This is a genomic window from Nocardioides aurantiacus (genome assembly GCF_003752505.1).
GTDB classification, from domain to species: domain Bacteria; phylum Actinomycetota; class Actinomycetes; order Propionibacteriales; family Nocardioidaceae; genus Marmoricola; species Marmoricola aurantiacus.
Map to the genome: position 1 here is coordinate 212,013 of NZ_RKHO01000001.1, position 15,355 is coordinate 227,367.

15 protein-coding genes are annotated in these 15,355 nt (G+C 73.9%); 12 read left to right on the forward strand and 3 right to left on the reverse strand.

Features of this window, described 5'->3' with window-relative positions:
* Positions 1-47: 47 nt before the first annotated feature.
* Positions 48-1,565, forward strand: a complete 1,518-nt coding sequence (locus tag EDD33_RS01050) for a CoA-acylating methylmalonate-semialdehyde dehydrogenase (RefSeq protein WP_123388754.1) — start codon at positions 48-50, stop codon at positions 1,563-1,565.
* Positions 1,558-2,931, forward strand: a complete 1,374-nt coding sequence (locus tag EDD33_RS01055) for an aspartate aminotransferase family protein (RefSeq protein WP_123388755.1) — start codon at positions 1,558-1,560, stop codon at positions 2,929-2,931. The genes EDD33_RS01050 and EDD33_RS01055 overlap by 8 nt, the downstream gene beginning before the upstream one ends.
* A gap of 19 nt (positions 2,932-2,950) precedes the next feature.
* Here the strand turns inward: EDD33_RS01055 and EDD33_RS01060 are convergent, their stop codons facing one another.
* Positions 2,951-5,191, reverse strand: a complete 2,241-nt coding sequence (locus EDD33_RS01060; RefSeq protein WP_211332369.1) for a CocE/NonD family hydrolase — start codon at positions 5,189-5,191, stop codon at positions 2,951-2,953.
* Between the two features lie 82 nt (positions 5,192-5,273).
* On the opposite strand from EDD33_RS01060, the gene EDD33_RS01065 reads away from it, so the two are divergent.
* On the forward strand, positions 5,274-5,930 hold the full coding sequence (locus EDD33_RS01065) for a DedA family protein (RefSeq protein ID WP_170169666.1): 657 nt from the start codon (positions 5,274-5,276) through the stop codon (positions 5,928-5,930).
* A gap of 4 nt (positions 5,931-5,934) precedes the next feature.
* On the opposite strand, the gene EDD33_RS20635 is transcribed toward EDD33_RS01065, so the two are convergent.
* Positions 5,935-6,201, reverse strand: a complete 267-nt coding sequence (locus EDD33_RS20635) for a nitroreductase/quinone reductase family protein (RefSeq protein WP_123388756.1) — start codon at positions 6,199-6,201, stop codon at positions 5,935-5,937.
* A gap of 48 nt (positions 6,202-6,249) precedes the next feature.
* Here EDD33_RS20635 and EDD33_RS01075 point away from each other — a divergent pair, with 48 nt between their 5' ends.
* Complete coding sequence (locus EDD33_RS01075; RefSeq protein ID WP_123388757.1) at positions 6,250-7,632, forward strand: HNH endonuclease signature motif containing protein; 1,383 nt, start codon at positions 6,250-6,252, stop codon at positions 7,630-7,632.
* Between the two features lie 100 nt (positions 7,633-7,732).
* Here the strand turns inward: EDD33_RS01075 and EDD33_RS01080 are convergent, their stop codons facing one another.
* Positions 7,733-8,134, reverse strand: a complete 402-nt coding sequence (locus tag EDD33_RS01080) for a VOC family protein (protein WP_123392859.1) — start codon at positions 8,132-8,134, stop codon at positions 7,733-7,735.
* 242 nt (positions 8,135-8,376) lie between these two features.
* On the opposite strand from EDD33_RS01080, the gene EDD33_RS01085 reads away from it, so the two are divergent.
* From EDD33_RS01085 to paaD, 8 genes are all read left to right on the forward strand, one after another.
* The gene (locus EDD33_RS01085; RefSeq protein WP_123388758.1) at positions 8,377-8,970 is read left to right on the forward strand and encodes a hypothetical protein; all 594 of its coding nucleotides are present in this window, start codon (positions 8,377-8,379) and stop codon (positions 8,968-8,970) included.
* Between the two features lie 87 nt (positions 8,971-9,057).
* Positions 9,058-9,717: a hypothetical protein gene (locus tag EDD33_RS01090; RefSeq protein WP_148076905.1), complete on the forward strand. Its 660-nt coding sequence runs from the start codon at positions 9,058-9,060 to the stop codon at positions 9,715-9,717.
* Positions 9,718-9,778: 61 nt separating this feature from the next.
* A complete protein-coding gene (locus tag EDD33_RS01095; RefSeq protein ID WP_123388760.1) occupies positions 9,779-11,137 on the forward strand; it encodes a cation:proton antiporter in 1,359 nt (452 codons plus the stop codon).
* Positions 11,138-11,188: 51 nt separating this feature from the next.
* Entirely contained in the window at positions 11,189-12,499 is a 1,311-nt protein-coding gene (gene paaK, locus EDD33_RS01100; RefSeq protein ID WP_123392860.1) for a phenylacetate--CoA ligase PaaK, read from the forward strand.
* A 60-nt stretch (positions 12,500-12,559) separates the two neighbouring features.
* The gene (paaA, locus tag EDD33_RS01105; protein WP_123388761.1) at positions 12,560-13,546 is read left to right on the forward strand and encodes a 1,2-phenylacetyl-CoA epoxidase subunit PaaA; all 987 of its coding nucleotides are present in this window, start codon (positions 12,560-12,562) and stop codon (positions 13,544-13,546) included.
* Complete coding sequence (gene paaB, locus EDD33_RS01110; protein WP_123388762.1) at positions 13,543-13,923, forward strand: 1,2-phenylacetyl-CoA epoxidase subunit PaaB; 381 nt, start codon at positions 13,543-13,545, stop codon at positions 13,921-13,923. Before paaA ends, paaB begins: the two co-directional genes overlap by 4 nt.
* A 13-nt stretch (positions 13,924-13,936) precedes the next feature.
* Entirely contained in the window at positions 13,937-14,851 is a 915-nt protein-coding gene (paaC, locus tag EDD33_RS01115) for a 1,2-phenylacetyl-CoA epoxidase subunit PaaC (protein WP_123388763.1), read from the forward strand.
* Positions 14,848-15,354 (forward strand): 1,2-phenylacetyl-CoA epoxidase subunit PaaD, encoded by a 507-nt coding sequence (gene paaD / locus EDD33_RS01120; RefSeq protein WP_123388764.1) that lies wholly within the window; start codon positions 14,848-14,850, stop codon positions 15,352-15,354. The genes paaC and paaD overlap by 4 nt, the downstream gene beginning before the upstream one ends.
* The last annotated feature ends 1 nt before the right edge of the window (position 15,355 follow it).

Genomic DNA, 15,355 nt, shown 5'->3' on the forward strand with positions numbered 1-15,355 from the left:
CGTCGGGCGGGACGAGACTGGCGGGGACCCCGAGAGAGGACCACCCCATGAGCACCACCATCGCCCACTGGGCGTCGGGCGCGTCGTACGCCGGCTCCGGCGACCGCCGCGCCGACGTCACCAACCCCGCCACCGGCGAGGTGACCGGCTCGCTGCTGCTGGCCACCCGCGAGGACGCCGACGCCGTCATCGCCGCGGCGACGGCCGCGGCCCCGGAGTGGGGGCGCACGTCGCTCGCCCGCCGCACCCAGGTCCTCTTCGCCTTCCGCGAGCTGCTCAACTCCCGCCGCGAGGAGCTCGCCGCGATCATCACCGCCGAGCACGGCAAGGTGCTCTCGGACGCGCTCGGCGAGATCGCGCGCGGCCAGGAGGTGGTGGAGTTCGCCTGCGGGCTGTCGCACCTGCTCAAGGGCGGTCACTCCGAGGGCGTCTCGACCGGGGTCGACGTGCACTCCAAGCGCGACCCGCTGGGCGTGGTCGGCATCATCTCGCCCTTCAACTTCCCGGCCATGGTGCCGATGTGGTTCTTCCCGATCGCGATCGCCGCCGGCAACGCCGTGGTCCTCAAGCCCAGCGAGAAGGACCCGTCGGCCGCGCTGTGGCTGGCACGGCTGTGGCAGGAGGCCGGGCTGCCCGACGGCGTCTTCAACGTGCTGCAGGGCGACAAGGTCGCGGTCGACGCACTGCTGCAGAGCCCGGACGTGCAGGCGATCAGCTTCGTCGGCTCGACGCCGGTCGCGGAGTACGTCTACTCCGAGGCGACGCAGCGGGGCAAGCGCGTGCAGGCCCTGGGCGGCGCCAAGAACCACATGGTGGTGCTGCCCGACGCCGACCTCGACCTCGCGGCCGACTCGGCCGTCAACGCCGGCTACGGCAGTGCGGGGGAGCGGTGCATGGCGATCAGCGTCCTCGTGGCCGTCGGGCCGGTCGCCGACGACCTGGTCGCCCGCATCGCCGACCGCACCCGCGGCCTGGTGATCGGCGACGGCGGCGAGACCGGGGAGGAGAAGGAGGCCGACATGGGCCCCCTGGTCACCCGGGAGCACCGCGACCGCGTCGCCTCCTTCGTGGAGTCCGGCGAGCAGGAGGGGGCCAAGGTCGTGGTCGACGGTCGCGAGGTCCGGCCGCGCGGTGCGCAGGACGGCTTCTGGCTCGGCCCCACGCTGCTCGACCACGTCACCCCGGAGATGGGCGTCTACACCGAGGAGATCTTCGGCCCGGTGCTCAGCGTCGTCCGCGTGGAGACCTACGAGGAGGCGGTGGCGCTGGTCAACGCCAACCCCTACGGCAACGGCACCGCAGTGTTCACCAACGACGGCGGGGCGGCCCGCCGCTACGAGGCCGACGTGCAGGTCGGGATGATCGGCGTCAACGTGCCGGTGCCGGTGCCCGTCGCGTCGTACTCCTTCGGCGGGTGGAAGCGCTCGCTGTTCGGCGACACCCACGCGCACGGCACCGAGGGCGTCCACTTCTTCACCCGCGGCAAGGTCGTCACCACCCGCTGGGTCGACCCCGCCAACCGGCCGCAGGGCGGCCTCGAGCTGGGGTTCCCGCGCAATGTCTGACCGGAAGGGGCCCACCACCACCCACCGCAGCGAGCTCGTCGACCTCGACGCCGAGCAGACCTTCGAGCTCGACCGCCGCCACGTCTTCCACTCCTGGTCGGCCCAGGCGGCCCTCGCGCCGATGGTGATCACCAAGGCGCAGGGCTCCCACGTCTGGGACGGCGAGGGCCACCGGCTGCTCGACTTCACCTCGCAGCTGGTCTTCACCAACCTGGGCCACCAGCACCCGCGGGTCGTCTCGGCCGTCCAGGAGCAGGCCGCCCACCTGTGCACGGTCGCGCCGCAGCACGCCAACGCCGCGCGCTCGGAGGCGGCGCGGCTGGTCGCCTCCCACACCCCCGAGGGCCTCGACAAGGTCTTCTTCACCAACGGTGGTGCCGACGCCAACGAGCACGCGGTGCGGATGGCGCGGCTGCACACCGGCCGGCCCAAGGTGCTCTCGACCTACCGCAGCTACCACGGCGGCACCCAGCTCGCGATCAACCTGACGGGCGACCCGCGGCGCTGGCCCAACGACCAGGCTGCGAGCGGGACGGTCCACTTCTTCGGGCCCTACCTCTACCGCAGCGCCTTCCACGCCACCACGCAGGAGGAGGAGGGGGAGCGGGCGCTGGAGCACCTCGCCCAGGTGATCGCGCTCGAGGGTCCCGGCACCATCGCCGCGATCGTGCTCGAGAGCATCCCCGGCACCGCCGGCATCATGGTGCCGCCGCCGGGCTACCTCAGCGGCGTCCGGGAGCTGTGCGACCGCCACGGCATCCTGCTCGTGCTCGACGAGGTGATGGCCGGCTTCGGCCGGGCCGGGCGCTGGTTCGCCTGCGAGCACGACGCCGTCGTGCCCGACCTGCTCACCTTCGCCAAGGGTGTCAACTCCGGCTACGTCCCGCTCGGCGGCGTCGCGATCAGCGCCGAGGTCGCCGCGACCTTCGCCGAGCGCCCCTACCCGGGGGGCCTGACCTACTCGGGCCACCCGCTCGCGTGCGCCGCGGCCGTCGCCACGATCCGCACGATGGAGGACGACCGGGTGGTCGAGCACGCCGCTGCCCTGGGCGAGGAGGTCTTCGCCCCCGGGCTGGAGGCGCTGCGCGCGGAGCACGAGTGGATCGGCGACGTGCGCGGCACCGGCGCGTTCTGGGCCGTCGAGCTGGTGGCCGACCGGGCCACGCGGGAGCCGCTGGCGCCGTACGTCGGCACCAGCCCGCAGCTGGGCGCCGTGGTGGCCGCCTGCAAGCGCCGCGGGCTGCTGCCGCTCGCGGCGGGCAACCGGATCCACCTCGTGCCGCCGCTGACCACGTCGGCCACCGAGGTCCAGGAGGCGATCGGCATCCTCGGCGAGGCGCTCGGCGAGGCGGCCGCCACCGCGTGAGCGGCCGCCGACCCCGACGCTAGGCGGTGGGGCGGCGACCGATCAGCACCTGGCCGGCGCCGAGCAGCAGCAGCGCGAGGCCGCCGGCCAGCAGGTCCCAGCGCGGGCCGCCGGTGTCGGGCAGGGCCGACGTGGTCGTCCCGGTCGTGGTGGTGCCCGGGGCCGGCGCGGCCTGCGCCCCGCCGTCGCTGTCGGCCCCGTTGCCTGAGCCGTTGCCTGAGCCGCCACCCGAGCCGTCGCCGGTGTTGCCGCCGCTGCCGCTGCCGCTGCCGTTGCCGGAGCCGTTGCCGCCGGAGCCGGGGCCGTCCGTCCCGCCGCCGGGCGCGCCCGTGTCGGGCGTGCTGCCGGCCCCGGAGGAGGGGACGCCACCTGAGGTGGTCGGCAGGGTGAGGCTCTGCAGTGGCAGCGGCTCGGTGGAGTCCTCGCCAGCGGCGGTGGTGACGCTGACCGGGACCGGTGCGGTGTTGCCGCGGTAGTTGGGCGAGGCTCCGGCGACGAGCAGCCGGATCCGGTGGCCCCGGTCGAAGCGGTGCGCGAAGGCGGGCACCGTGACCGTGAACGGCTTCGTGACGTCCTCGACCCGCACGGGCGCCGCCAGGTTGCGCACCACCGTCGAGGTGCCGTCAGGTGCGACGTCGGCCACCTTCAGGTAGAGCACCAGCTTGCCCGTGTCCTCTCCCTGCGTGGCCTGGGCGCTCGGGGCTCGGACCTGCAGCCGGACCTGGGGAGAGCCGACGACGTCGACGGCACGCGTCAGCCGCGCGGTGTCGTAGCGCGCCGAGGTGCCCGGCTCCTCCGCACGCGGCTCGAGCTCCTCGGGCTGCTCGAACAGTGAGCTGATCACGTCGAGCTGCTCGGCGGCCGAGAGCGGACCGCCCGGGGCGACGAAGGCCTCGCGGCCCGCCGTGACGTCGCCGCGGTCGGTCACCAGCGACCCGCCGGTGAGCGCGCTCGTGGGCGTGCTGGAGAGGTGGTAGGTCGAGGTCGAGCCGACGGGGTAGGAGGGTGCGCTGCCGTAGGCGCCCGCGGCGCTGTCGGTGGGGTCGTAGTCGATCCAGTCGCGGAAGTAGGAGAACTCCGGACCGGTCGGGGCCGAGTCGTCCTGCTTCAGGTAGTGGTCGAACCAGTCGACGATGCGCCGGGTGATGTGCTGCGACTCGTAGTCCGGGTCCTCGAAGTCGATCTCGCCCGGGGCAGGGTCGCCGGAGTGGCCGTACTCGGTCCAGCTCATCTTCACCGGAGTGCCCTGCGCCTCGAGCTCCCGGTAGGTGGCGATCGCCTCGTTCAGGTTGAACAGGGTGTCGGCCTGGCCCTGGAGGATCAGCGTCGGGATCGTCACGTCGTCGACGTAGCTGGCCACGGAGGCCCGCCGCAACGCCTGCACGCTGGCGTCGTCGAGGGCACCTGACGCCGCGCCGTTGACCAGCGCGGGGCAGACGAAGTCGGCGAAGTTGGGACAGCCCCGGGGGATCGGGTCCTGCTGGTTCTGCACGTCGCCGGTCAGGCCGATCGCGGAGAAGCCGAGCGCCCAGTTCGTCTTCACCGAGCCGGGGGTGTCGGTGCTGACACCGACCCGCTCCTGGCCCGGCAGGGCGACCTGGTCGGTGTTGTTGGGGCCGAGGGAGTAGCTGAGGTCGTTCCAGGTGATCAACGGGATGATCGTGTCGAGCTTGTCGGTGACCGACGCGGCGGCGTACTGCACCTGGCCGCCGTAGGAGCCGCCGACCATGCCCACGCGGGGGTCGCCCGGACCGTCTTGTGCGACGACGTCGAGGGGGGCGACTGCCTGCGCCTCGGTGTGCTCCTCGCCGGTGAAGGCGATCCCGTCTGCACCGCCGAGGTAGTCGATGAGCTGGGCGGCCGCATCCCCGTCGTAGGCCGGGTCGTCCAGCGTGATCTCGCAGCCGGAGCCGCCGAAGCCGAGGCCGGAGTAGCTGAGCACGACGTAGCCGCGCTTCGCGAACAGCGTGGCCAGCCCGGCCTGGTCGTCCTTGCTGCCACCGAAGCCGTTGGTGGTGAGGATGGCCGGCGCCCGGGTCGACGACGTCGCACCCTCCGGGACGTAGAGGTCGCCGACGACGTCGCAGGGCTCGTTCCCCGGGCCCACCTCGAGGGCGAAGTGTCGCTCGAGGACGTCGAACCGCTGGTCGACGGACTCGGCGGCCCTGGCGGGGGAGGCGGCCCCGACCCCGCCGGCGAGGCCGGTCAGGGCGGTGAGGGACGCGAGGGCGAGGGCGGCGATGCGGCGTGAGCGGGACATGGGGTCCTTTCGACGTGACCACGACCACAACGACGCGGGGGCCTGCGAGGTCACGTGCCCAGCGGTCGGACACCATGGCCGGGTGACGGTGGGGACCCGGCGGGTCGACGGGCTCCTGGCGAGCGCCATCGGGCTCCGGGCGGTCTACGGCCTGGCGATGCTGCCGCTGATCCCGCTGCTGATCGCCTCCCACCCGCTGCTGCTCACCCTGCTGAGCGGCTCGACCGTGGCCGAGGTGGCCCTGGGCGCGCAGGTGCGGATCGGCGCGGTCTCCTGGCCGGTCGCCGTGCTCGCCGGGGTGCCGGTGTGGGTGCTCACCGACTGGCTCTACTGGCTGGCCGGCCGTCGCTGGGGCGACCGGGCGCTGCGGCTGCTGGTCGGTCGCGGACGCGCCGGTCGGGGCGACCCCGCCCGGGCCGAGCGCCGGGTCGAGAAGGCCGAGCGGGCGGCGTACCGCTTCGGGCCGGCGGGGGTCGTGCTCGCGCCGTTCCTGCCGGTCCCCGGCCCGCTGGTGTACGCCGCGGCCGGGACCGCCGGCGTGCGGCTGCCGGTCTTCGTCGCGCTCGACGTGCTCGGGCGGCTGGCCTCCTCGGTCCTCGTGGTGACGCTCGGCTACGCCCTGGGGCGTCGGGCGGTGGAGCTGCTCGACCTGGTGCGCCAGTACGCCCTCGTGACGACGCTGGTCGTCGTCGCGGTGCTGGTCCTGGCCCACGTCGTACGCCGCCGGCGCACCGCCTGAGCCCTCAGCGTCGGCGCAGCGCCACCACGGGGATGGTGCGCGAGGTCTTCTCCTCGTAGGAGCGGAACCCCTCGCTCAGCTGCGTGAACCGCTCCCACGCCCGGTCGCGGTCCTCGCCCCGGAGCTCTTCTGCCCGCACCTCCACCACGCCGTCGTCGGGGGTCTCGATCGAGACCTCCGGGTGGGTGCGGAGGTTGGTCCTCGGCGTGCGACAGCCTGGCGTCGGTCGTCCGGGCTGTCCAGCAGGTGGCGCGGCACCCGCCGTCCGCATGACGAACAGGTGTTCGATAGTGTCGGTGAGTCCGGTTAGAATCGAGCCATGGTTCCCGCATCCCGTTCGCAGAAGGCGCGTCTGGTCGACGCCGCCTGGGAGGCGCGTCTGGTCGACGCCGCCTGGGAGGCGCGGGCCGACGAGCACGAGGCGCAGCTGCGACAGCTCCGGGTCGCGCTGCAGTGGGCGCTGCTCCACCCCGCCCCGGTGGACGCCGACGGGGTGGTCGAGCACGCCGGGTGGGGCGAGATTCGGCTGGTCGGCGACCCGGCACCGCTGCGGCCTTTGGCGGGTGAGGGTGCGCCGTTGGTGGCGCACGAGGCGCCGGTGGAGCTGGCGGCGGCGCTGGGGGTGCCGGTGCTGCACGCCCAGCAGCTGATCGCCGACGCCCTCGAGCTCGCGTTCCGGCTGCCGCGGCTGTGGACCCTGCTCGACGAGGCCACCGGGTTCTCGGGGCCGCGGGTGTGGCAGGCCCGGCAGATCTCGCACGAGACCCACGACCTGTCCCTGGACGCAGCCCTGCACGCCGACCGGCTGATCTGCGCCGTCCCCGACCGGATCGGGCTGGTCGACGCCCGCCGACTGGCCCACGAGGCGCGGCTGCACGCCGACCCCGACCGCGCGGTCGCCGAGGAGGACGACGCCCTGGCCAAGCGGGGCGTGTGGCTGCACCGTGACGGCGCTGCGCCGGCGACGACCGAGGTCGTGATGACGCTGGACACCCCCGACGCGCAGCTGCTGGACCAGAGCGTGACCCGGATCGCGGCCGACCTGAAGCAGCTGGGTGACACCGACCCTCTGGACGTACGCCGCGCCCGCGCCGTCGGCGTCCTGGCCGACCCCCAGCACGCCCTGGACCTCATGTCCGGTCGACCCGACGCCGCACCCAGTCCCGGCGGCACCGGCTCGCTCGACCTCGTCGTCCACCTCACCCCCGCCGACCTGACCGCCGACCTGACCGACCAGCGCGGCGTCGCGTCCGTCGAAGGCCTCGGCGCGGTCTCGACCCGGCTGCTGGCCGACTGGCTCGCCCGCCACCGGCTCACCGACGGCCGGATCTCGGTGCGGGCCGTGGTCGACCTCGCCGACACCCGCGCCCTCGACGCCCACGACCCGCCACCGCTGCAGCGCGAGCAGGTGCTGCAGCGCGACGCCCACTGCGTGTTCCCCGGCTGCCGGGTCGACTCCCGCCGCTGCGACCTCGACCACGTCGTCCCCTACCTCGACCCGGCCGAGGGTGGGCCGCCCGGCCAGACCACCGCCCCCAACCTCGCACCGCTGTGCAGGCGGCACCACAACGCCAAGACCCACGGCGGCTGGACCTACCACCGCCGCGACGGGTCCTACGCCTGGACCTCACCCACCGGCCATCCCTACGACGTGACCCCGGTCAGCCGGGCCCCGATCCCCACCGGCGCCCGAAGAGCCTGACCGCCCCGTCCGGACCCACCCAGGTCCGGGCCACGGGCATGCCCGGACGTGGTCCCGACGGGCTCGACCGACTGGCTCGACCGACGGGCGGTGGAGCCGGTCAGGCGGGCGGGGCGAAGAGCTCCAGCGCAATGCCGTCGGGGTCGCGGAACGACAGGCCCGAGCCGTACGGCGCGTCGACGACGCCGCCGTGGGCGACGCCGAGCCCGTCGAGGCGCTCGGCCCAGGACTCCAGCTCGGCGCGGTCGCGGCAGCCGAAGGCGACGTGGTCCAGGCCCGTGCGCCGCTCGTCGAACCGCTCGCCGGGGGCGGCGTCGACGTGGGCGTGGAGGCCGAACAGCTGGCCCGACGCCAGGGCGAACACGGCGTGGTGGAAGGTGCCCTGCTGCTCCAGCTCGTCGAGCACCGGGTCAGTGCCGAACAGGGCGGCGTACCAGCGGCGGCTGGCCTCCAGGTCGGACACCGTCACGGCGACGTGGGCCAGGGCGGGGAACTCGGGCATGCGCACTCCTGCTCGACGAGGCCGGTGCGGTCACCGACGCGGTCCTCGTCACGCTAGGCGCCGTCCCGGGGCGGCGGACCTGCCTGATCGGGCTGCACCGACCCCCTCCGCCGGTGGGCGCGGTGACCGTCCGCGCGGTCCTCGGCGCCGGATCGTTTCGCGTTCAACCTCTCGGGGAACGCAGGACGTACGCCGCAGCACCTCGCTCGCGGCTCTCGGACTTCCCCACGAGGAGAACCCCCATGAGCACCCACGAGCAGACCCCGCTCGCCCGCAAGGACGTCGTCGCCCGCGAGAAGGAGAGGTACGGCGGCGTCAAGGTCGTCTGCGCCTTCTTCGGCTGGCTGACCGCGACCGGCATGACCGTCCTGCTCACCGCGCTGCTCGCCGCCCTCGGTGCGGGCGTCGGGCTGGTCTCCAGCGCCTCGGAGGTGGCCGACGCCGCGTCGGCCCGCGGCGTCTCGACCCAGGACATCGGCTGGTTCGGCGCGATCCTGGTGATCGCGGTCGTGCTGGTCGCCTACTACAGCGGCGGCTACGTCGCCGGCCGGATGGCGCGCTTCGACGGGGCCCGCCAGGGCGCGGCCGTCTTCGGCTGGGCCGTGCTCACCGCGATCGTCGTGGCCGTGCTCGGTGCCATCGGCGGCGCCAAGTTCGACGTGCTCGAGCAGCTCAACAGCTTTCCCCGGCTGCCCGGCAGCCTGTCCGACCTGAGCCTGCTCGCCGTGGTCGTCCTGGTCGGCGTCGTCGTGGCCAGCCTCGTCGGCGCGGTCCTCGGCGGCATCGCCGGCATGCACTTCCACCGCAAGGTCGACCGCACCGGCCTCGGTCGCTGAGGTCGGAGGAGATCGCCAGCCCACGCACCCCCCTGGGGTGAGGTGGGTCGGGGCCGTGCCGGGGTTCAATGCCGGCATGGCCCCGACGTGCACCCACCCCTGCTGATGGCGCTGCTCGACGAGGCGGCGGGGCTGGTCCTCACAGCGGCCCCGGGCACGGGCAGCACCGCGCTGCGCGAGGCGTTCCTGACGCGGCCCTCGGTGCGCGAGCTGCCCGGCGGCGCGGACGACGTCCGGGTCGCCCGAGCGGCCGGGGTCGACGTCAAGCACGGGACGGTCGGCGAGCTGGTGGCCTGCGGCCTGCTGCCGGCCGACCACGGGCTGCGGGTCGTCTCGACCACGCGCAACCCCTTCGACTTCTACGTCGCCGAGCACGAGCGCACCCGCACCCGCTGGGTCCACGAGCTGCGCGACCCGGAGTCCTGGGTTCACACCACCCCCGGAGCGGTCGACGGCATCGTCGCGGCGGTGACCCTCGACTTCCCCGCCTGGCTCGCCCGGGCGGTGGGCGACCCGCGCGGCACCCGACGGATCAACCGCGGCCACGTCGAGGAGGCCGACGTGGTGCTGCGCATGGAGCACCTCGAGGACGACGTCCGCGCGCTGCTCGGGCTCGAGCTGGCCGTGCCGCCGACCAACGTCACCGAGCGGGAGCGGGCCTACTGGCGCGCCTACGACGTCGAGGGGCGCCGGCTGGTGCAGGAGGCGCACGCCGAGGACCTCGCCCGCTTCGGCTACGTGTTCTAGGCGACACCGACCGCGCGCCCCGCGAGCGCGCACGCGGTCGCGGGTTGGGTACCGATGACGGGTGACCGCCGACCTCGTCTACGTCGTGGCGGGCGGCGCCCTCCTGCTGGCCGTCGTCCTGCCCCAGCTGCTGCGCCACTGGGCGATCTCCGCGCCGATGGTGCTGGTCGTGGTCGGGATGCTCATCGGGCTCACCCCGCTGCCCGACGGCATGCCGCTGGACCCGCAGGACAACCGCGCCACGATCGAGCACGTCACCGAGCTGACGGTGCTGATCGCGTTGATGGGGGTGGGGCTGGCCATCGACCGGCCGCTCAGCCTGCTGCGTCGCTCCTCGTGGCGCGGGTGGTCGCCGACCTGGCGGCTGCTCGTGGTCGCGATGCCGCTCACGATCGGTGCGGTCGCGCTGCTGGGGTGGTGGGTCGCCGGGCTCGCGCCCGCCGTCGCGCTGCTCCTCGGCGCCGTGCTCTCGCCCACCGACCCGGTGCTCGCCTCCGACGTGCAGGTGGAGGGCCCGCGGACCGGCTCCGAGGATCCCGGCGTGGAGGGCCACGACGACGTGCGGTTCGGCCTCACCTCCGAGGCCGGGCTCAACGACGGCCTGGCGTTCCCCTTCGTCTACGCCGCGATCCTGCTGGCGACCGAGGGCGCCGTCGGCGGGTGGGTGTGGGAGTGGGTCGGCTTCTACCTCGTCGGCAAGGTCGTGATCGGGGTCCTCGTCGGGCTCGCGGTCGGGTGGGCCCTGGCCAAGGTGGCGTTCCGCGGGCGGCGTCGGACCGAGGCGCCCAGCGTGGCCGAGCGCGGGGAGTCGCTGCTCGTGCTGGCGGCCCTGGTCTCGGCGTACGGCGTGGGGGAGGTGGCGGGCGGCTACGGCTTCCTGTCGGTCTTCGTCTGCGCCATGACGCTGCGCTCGGCCGAGCGCGGGCACGAGTACCACAAGGCGATGCACGAGGTCGTCGAGCGGCTGGAGCGGCTGTTCACGCTGTTCGTGCTGCTCGTCCTCGGCATCGCGCTCACCCGCGGGCTGCTCGCGACCCTCGACTGGCGGGGCGTGCTGGTGGGCCTCGCGCTGGTCCTCGTCGTGCGGCCGCTGGCGGGGTACGTCGCGCTGGCGCCGTGGGCGCGCCACCCCGACGAGGTCGGCGGCACCACCGGGCCCGAGCGCTGGGCGGTGTCGTTCTTCGGCGTCCGCGGCGTCGGCTCCCTGTTCTACCTCGCGTACGCCGCCGGCGAGTCCGGCGACCTCGGCACGGACTGGCTCTGGTCGACGGTCGCGTTCACGATCGTGCTCTCGGTGATGCTCCACGGGGTGCTGGCCACCCCGGTGATGAAGCGCCTGGACCGCGCGCGTGGTCGAGGCGCGGACGCCGACCCCGACCGCGACGTCCCGGGACGCTCGGCCTCACCCCTCGCTTCCTGACCGGTCGGTCCGTAGCCTCGCCTCCACGCGCCGGCGAGCCGAGGAGTGGACGTGGACGACCTGAGCCCCCGACCGGGTGACCTGGAGCCGGTCGAGACCGCGTCGCTCGACGAGCTCCGGGCGCTGCAGACCGAGCGGTTGGTCTGGTCGGTGCGCCACGCCTACTCCTGCGTCCCGCACTACCGCGCCTCCCTCGACGCGGCCGGGGTCCATCCCGACGACGTGACCGGACTCGACGACCTGGCGCGGCTGCCGTTCACCACCAAGGCCGACCTGCGCGAGAACTACCCCTTCGGGATGTTCGCGGTGCCCCGCGAGCAGGTGGTGCGGATCCACGCCTCGTCCGGCACGACCGGCAAGCCGACCGTCGTCGGCTACACCCGCGACGACGTCGAGACCTGGGCGACGGTGGTGGCGCGCAGCATCCGGGCCGCCGGGGGTCGGGCCGGCCACGTGCTGCACAACGCCTACGGCTACGGCCTGTTCACCGGCGGCCTCGGAGCGCACTACGGCGCCGAGAAGCTGGGGTGCACCGTGGTGCCGGTCAGCGGCGGCATGACCGAGCGGCAGGTGCAGCTGATCCAGGACTTCCGGCCCGACGTCATCATGGTGACGCCGTCCTACATGCTCGCGCTGGTCGACGAGATGGAGCGGCAGGGCGTCGACCCGCGCTCCACCTCGCTCAAGGTCGGGATCTTCGGCGCCGAGCCGTGGACCAACGACATGCGGCGCGAGGTCGAGGGCCGGCTCGACATGCACGCCGTCGACATCTACGGGCTCTCGGAGGTGATCGGCCCCGGCGTCGCCAGCGAGTGCGTGGAGACCAAGGACGGGCTGCACGTCTGGGAGGACCACTTCTACCCCGAGGTGATCGACCCGGTCACCGGCGAGGTGCTGCCCGACGGCGAGGAGGGCGAGCTGGTGCTGACCTCGCTGACCAAGCAGGCGATGCCGGTGCTGCGCTACCGCACCCGCGACCTCACCCGGCTGCTGCCCGGCACCGCGCGGACGATGCGGCGGATGGAGAAGATCACCGGCCGCACCGACGACATGATCATCCTGCGCGGGGTCAACCTGTTCCCGACCCAGGTCGAGGAGCTGATCCTCTCGGCCACCACGGAGCTCTCGCCGCACTTCCAGTGCGTGCTCGAGCGCGAGGGCCACCTCGACTTCATGACCGTGGTGGTGGAGCGGCGCGAGACCGCCGGCGACGAGGCGGCCCGGTCGGCCGGCGTACGCCTGCAGCACCTCGTGAAGAGCTCGATCGGCGTCTCCGTCGGGGTCCACGTCGTCGACCCCGGGACGATCGAGCGCTCGGTCGGCAAGATGAAGCGCATCGTCGACGCCCGCGCGCCGCGCTGAGGCCTTTGCTGACCGACCGGTCAGGAATAGACTCGCCACCAGTCCCTCCTGGAGGTCCGCATGAGCACCACCGCACCCGACGCGACCGCGCCCGACGAGACCGCGCTCGTCGAGCAGTTCGAGCAGGTCCTCGCCCGCCACGACCGGATCGAGCCGCGCGACTGGATGCCGGAGAAGTACCGCGCCACCCTGGTGCGCCAGATCGCCCAGCACGCGCACTCCGAGATCATCGGGATGCAGCCCGAGGGCAACTGGATCACCCGTGCACCGTCGCTGCGCCGCAAGGCGATCCTCCTGGCCAAGGTGCAGGACGAGGCCGGCCACGGGCTCTACCTCTACTCGGCGTGCGAGACGCTCGGCGTCTCGCGCCAGGAGCTGACCGAGAAGCTGGTCTCGGGCCAGCAGAAGTACTCCTCGATCTTCAACTACCCGACGCTGTCGTACGCCGACGTCGGCACCATCGGATGGCTCGTCGACGGCGCGGCCATCGCCAACCAGGTGCCGCTGTGCCGCACGTCGTACGGCCCCTACGGCCGGTCGATGATCCGGATCTGCAAGGAGGAGTCCTTCCACCAGCGGCAGGGCTACGAGCTGCTGATGACGATGATGCGCGGGAGCGACGCCCAGCGCGCCATGGTCCAGGAGTCGGTCGACCGGTTCTGGTGGCCCGCGCTGATGATGTTCGGCCCGCCCGACGACGACTCGCCCAACACCGCGCAGTCGATGGCGTGGGGGATCAAGCGCGACACCAACGACGAGCTGCGCCAGAAGTTCGTCGACATGAGCGTCCCGCAGGCCGAGCGGCTCGGCGTCACCCTGCCCGACCCCGACCTCGTCTGGAACGCCGAGCGCGGCCACCACGACTTCGGCCAGCCCGACTGGGAGGAGTTCCGCGCCGTGGTCACGGGCGCCGGCCCCTGCAACGCCCAGCGGATCGCGCACCGCCGTCGCGCCCACGAGGACGGCGCCTGGGTCCGCGACGCCGCCACCGCCTTCGCCGCCCGCTCGTCGGCCGAGCCCGTCGAGACCCGCGAGGCCCGCGCATGACCGGCCCGGGTGAGGGAGGCGAGGACTTCGCCGCCGAGGGCGGGCACGGCGCCGTGCCGCTCGAGGGCGTGCCCACCGCGCTGGGGGAGACCCCGCGCGGCGAGTGGCCGCTCTACGAGGTGTTCGTGCGCGGCAAGCGCGGCCTCAACCACGTGCACGTCGGGTCGCTGCACGCCGCCGACGACGAGATGGCGCTGCGCCACGCCCGCGACGTCTACACCCGCCGCAACGAGGGCGTCAGCATCTGGGCGGTCCGCGCCGACCGGATCGCGGCGTCGAGCCCCGACGAGAAGGACCCGCTGTTCGCCCCCGCCGGCGACAAGGTCTACCGGCACCCGACGTTCTACGCCGTCCCCGACGACGTCCCCCACATGTGAGCGGGCGGCGACGATGAGCGAGCACGAGAGCGTGTACGACGGCCTGCTGGGCGGCGACGACTCGCAGTGGGCCTTCGGCACCTCCTTCGAGGACCCCCTGGCCGGGGTGGACACCACCGTCCCCGACGGCGTCGACGCGGGCGCGCTCGCGGCGTACTGCCTGATGCTCGGCGACGACGCGCTCGTCCACTCCCACCGGCTCTCCCAGTGGGCCAGCAACGCGCCCGACCTGGAGGAGGACATCGCGCTGTCCAACGTCGCGCTCGACCTCCTCGGCCAGGCGCGGCTGCTGCTGGCCCGGGCCGCCGCCGCCGACCCGGACCTGGTGCCCGCCCTGCCGGAGGGCTCGCCGGTCCCGCCCGAGGACGCGCTGGCGTTCTTCCGCGACGAGGCGGCGTTCCGCAACGTGCGGCTCGCCGAGCAGGAGAACGGCGACTTCGCGGCGACCGTGGTGCGGCTGCTGCTGCTCTCCAGCCACCGGCTCGCGCTGCTGCAGCGGCTGGTGGCCAGCAGCGACCAGGTGCTCGCGGCGATCGCCGCCAAGGGCGTCAAGGAGCTGACCTACCACCGCGACTACGCCGGGCGCTGGTTCCTGACGCTGGCGCAGGGCACCGCGGAGTCGCGCCGCCGGTTGCTGGCGGGCCTCGCGCTGGTCTGGCCGCTGCGGGCCGAGCTGGCCCGCACCCACCCCGTCGAGCGCCTCGTCGCCGAGCAGGGCGTCGGCGTCGACCCGGCATCGGTGACCGACGAGGTCGACGTGCTGCTCGAGCAGGTGTTCTCGGTCAGCGGGGTCGAGCGCCCCGGGCTGCCGGCCACCGGGACCGTGGCCGGTGGCGCCGGCCGGGAGGGCCGCCACAGCGAGGCGATGGGGCGGCTGCTCGCCGAAATGCAGGTCGTCGCCCGCGCCCACCCGACGGGACTCTGGTGACCACCGCGACCCGATCCGACGTCGGTGACCTCGCGCGCTCGGTCACGGACCCGGAGATGCCGATGCTCACCCTCGAGGACCTGGGCGTGCTGCGCGACGTCGCCGTCGAGGACGGCGGGCGGGTGGTCCTCACCATCACGCCGACCTACTCCGGGTGCCCGGCCATGGCCACGATGCGCGACGACCTGGTGCACGTGCTGCACGACGCCGGCCACGACCGCGTCGAGGTCCGCGTCCGCCTGCACCCGGCCTGGTCGAGCGACTGGATCACCGAGCGCGGCCGGCAGGCGCTGCGTGACCACGGCCTCTCGGCGCCCGGCCCGGCGCCGCGCCACGACGGCCCGGTGCCGCTGACGCTGCTGCCCGTGCGCCGCGACCTGGCCTGTCCGCGCTGCGGCTCCGACGCGGTCGCGCTGACCTCGGAGTTCGGCCCGACGGCGTGCAAGGCGATGTACCGCTGCACCTCGTGCGCGGAGCCCTTCGAGCACGTCAAGGAGATCTGAG

What these genes read in the sequence shown, in the direction of transcription:
- paaC (WP_123388763.1), top strand. Translation starts at nt 13,937, where the DNA reads ATGAGCGAGCACGAGAGCGTGTACGACGGCCTGCTGGGCGGCGACGAC.
- EDD33_RS01055 (WP_123388755.1), top strand. Translation starts at nt 1,558, where the DNA reads ATGTCTGACCGGAAGGGGCCCACCACCACCCACCGCAGCGAGCTCGTC.
- EDD33_RS01080 (WP_123392859.1), bottom strand. Translation starts at nt 8,134, where the DNA reads ATGCCCGAGTTCCCCGCCCTGGCCCACGTCGCCGTGACGGTGTCCGAC.
- EDD33_RS01085 (WP_123388758.1), top strand. Translation starts at nt 8,377, where the DNA reads ATGAGCACCCACGAGCAGACCCCGCTCGCCCGCAAGGACGTCGTCGCC.
- EDD33_RS01050 (WP_123388754.1), top strand. Translation starts at nt 48, where the DNA reads ATGAGCACCACCATCGCCCACTGGGCGTCGGGCGCGTCGTACGCCGGC.
- EDD33_RS01060 (WP_211332369.1), bottom strand. Translation starts at nt 5,191, where the DNA reads ATGTCCCGCTCACGCCGCATCGCCGCCCTCGCCCTCGCGTCCCTCACC.
- EDD33_RS20635 (WP_123388756.1), bottom strand. Translation starts at nt 6,201, where the DNA reads ATGCGGACGGCGGGTGCCGCGCCACCTGCTGGACAGCCCGGACGACCG.
- EDD33_RS01075 (WP_123388757.1), top strand. Translation starts at nt 6,250, where the DNA reads ATGGTTCCCGCATCCCGTTCGCAGAAGGCGCGTCTGGTCGACGCCGCC.
- paaA (WP_123388761.1), top strand. Translation starts at nt 12,560, where the DNA reads ATGAGCACCACCGCACCCGACGCGACCGCGCCCGACGAGACCGCGCTC.
- paaB (WP_123388762.1), top strand. Translation starts at nt 13,543, where the DNA reads ATGACCGGCCCGGGTGAGGGAGGCGAGGACTTCGCCGCCGAGGGCGGG.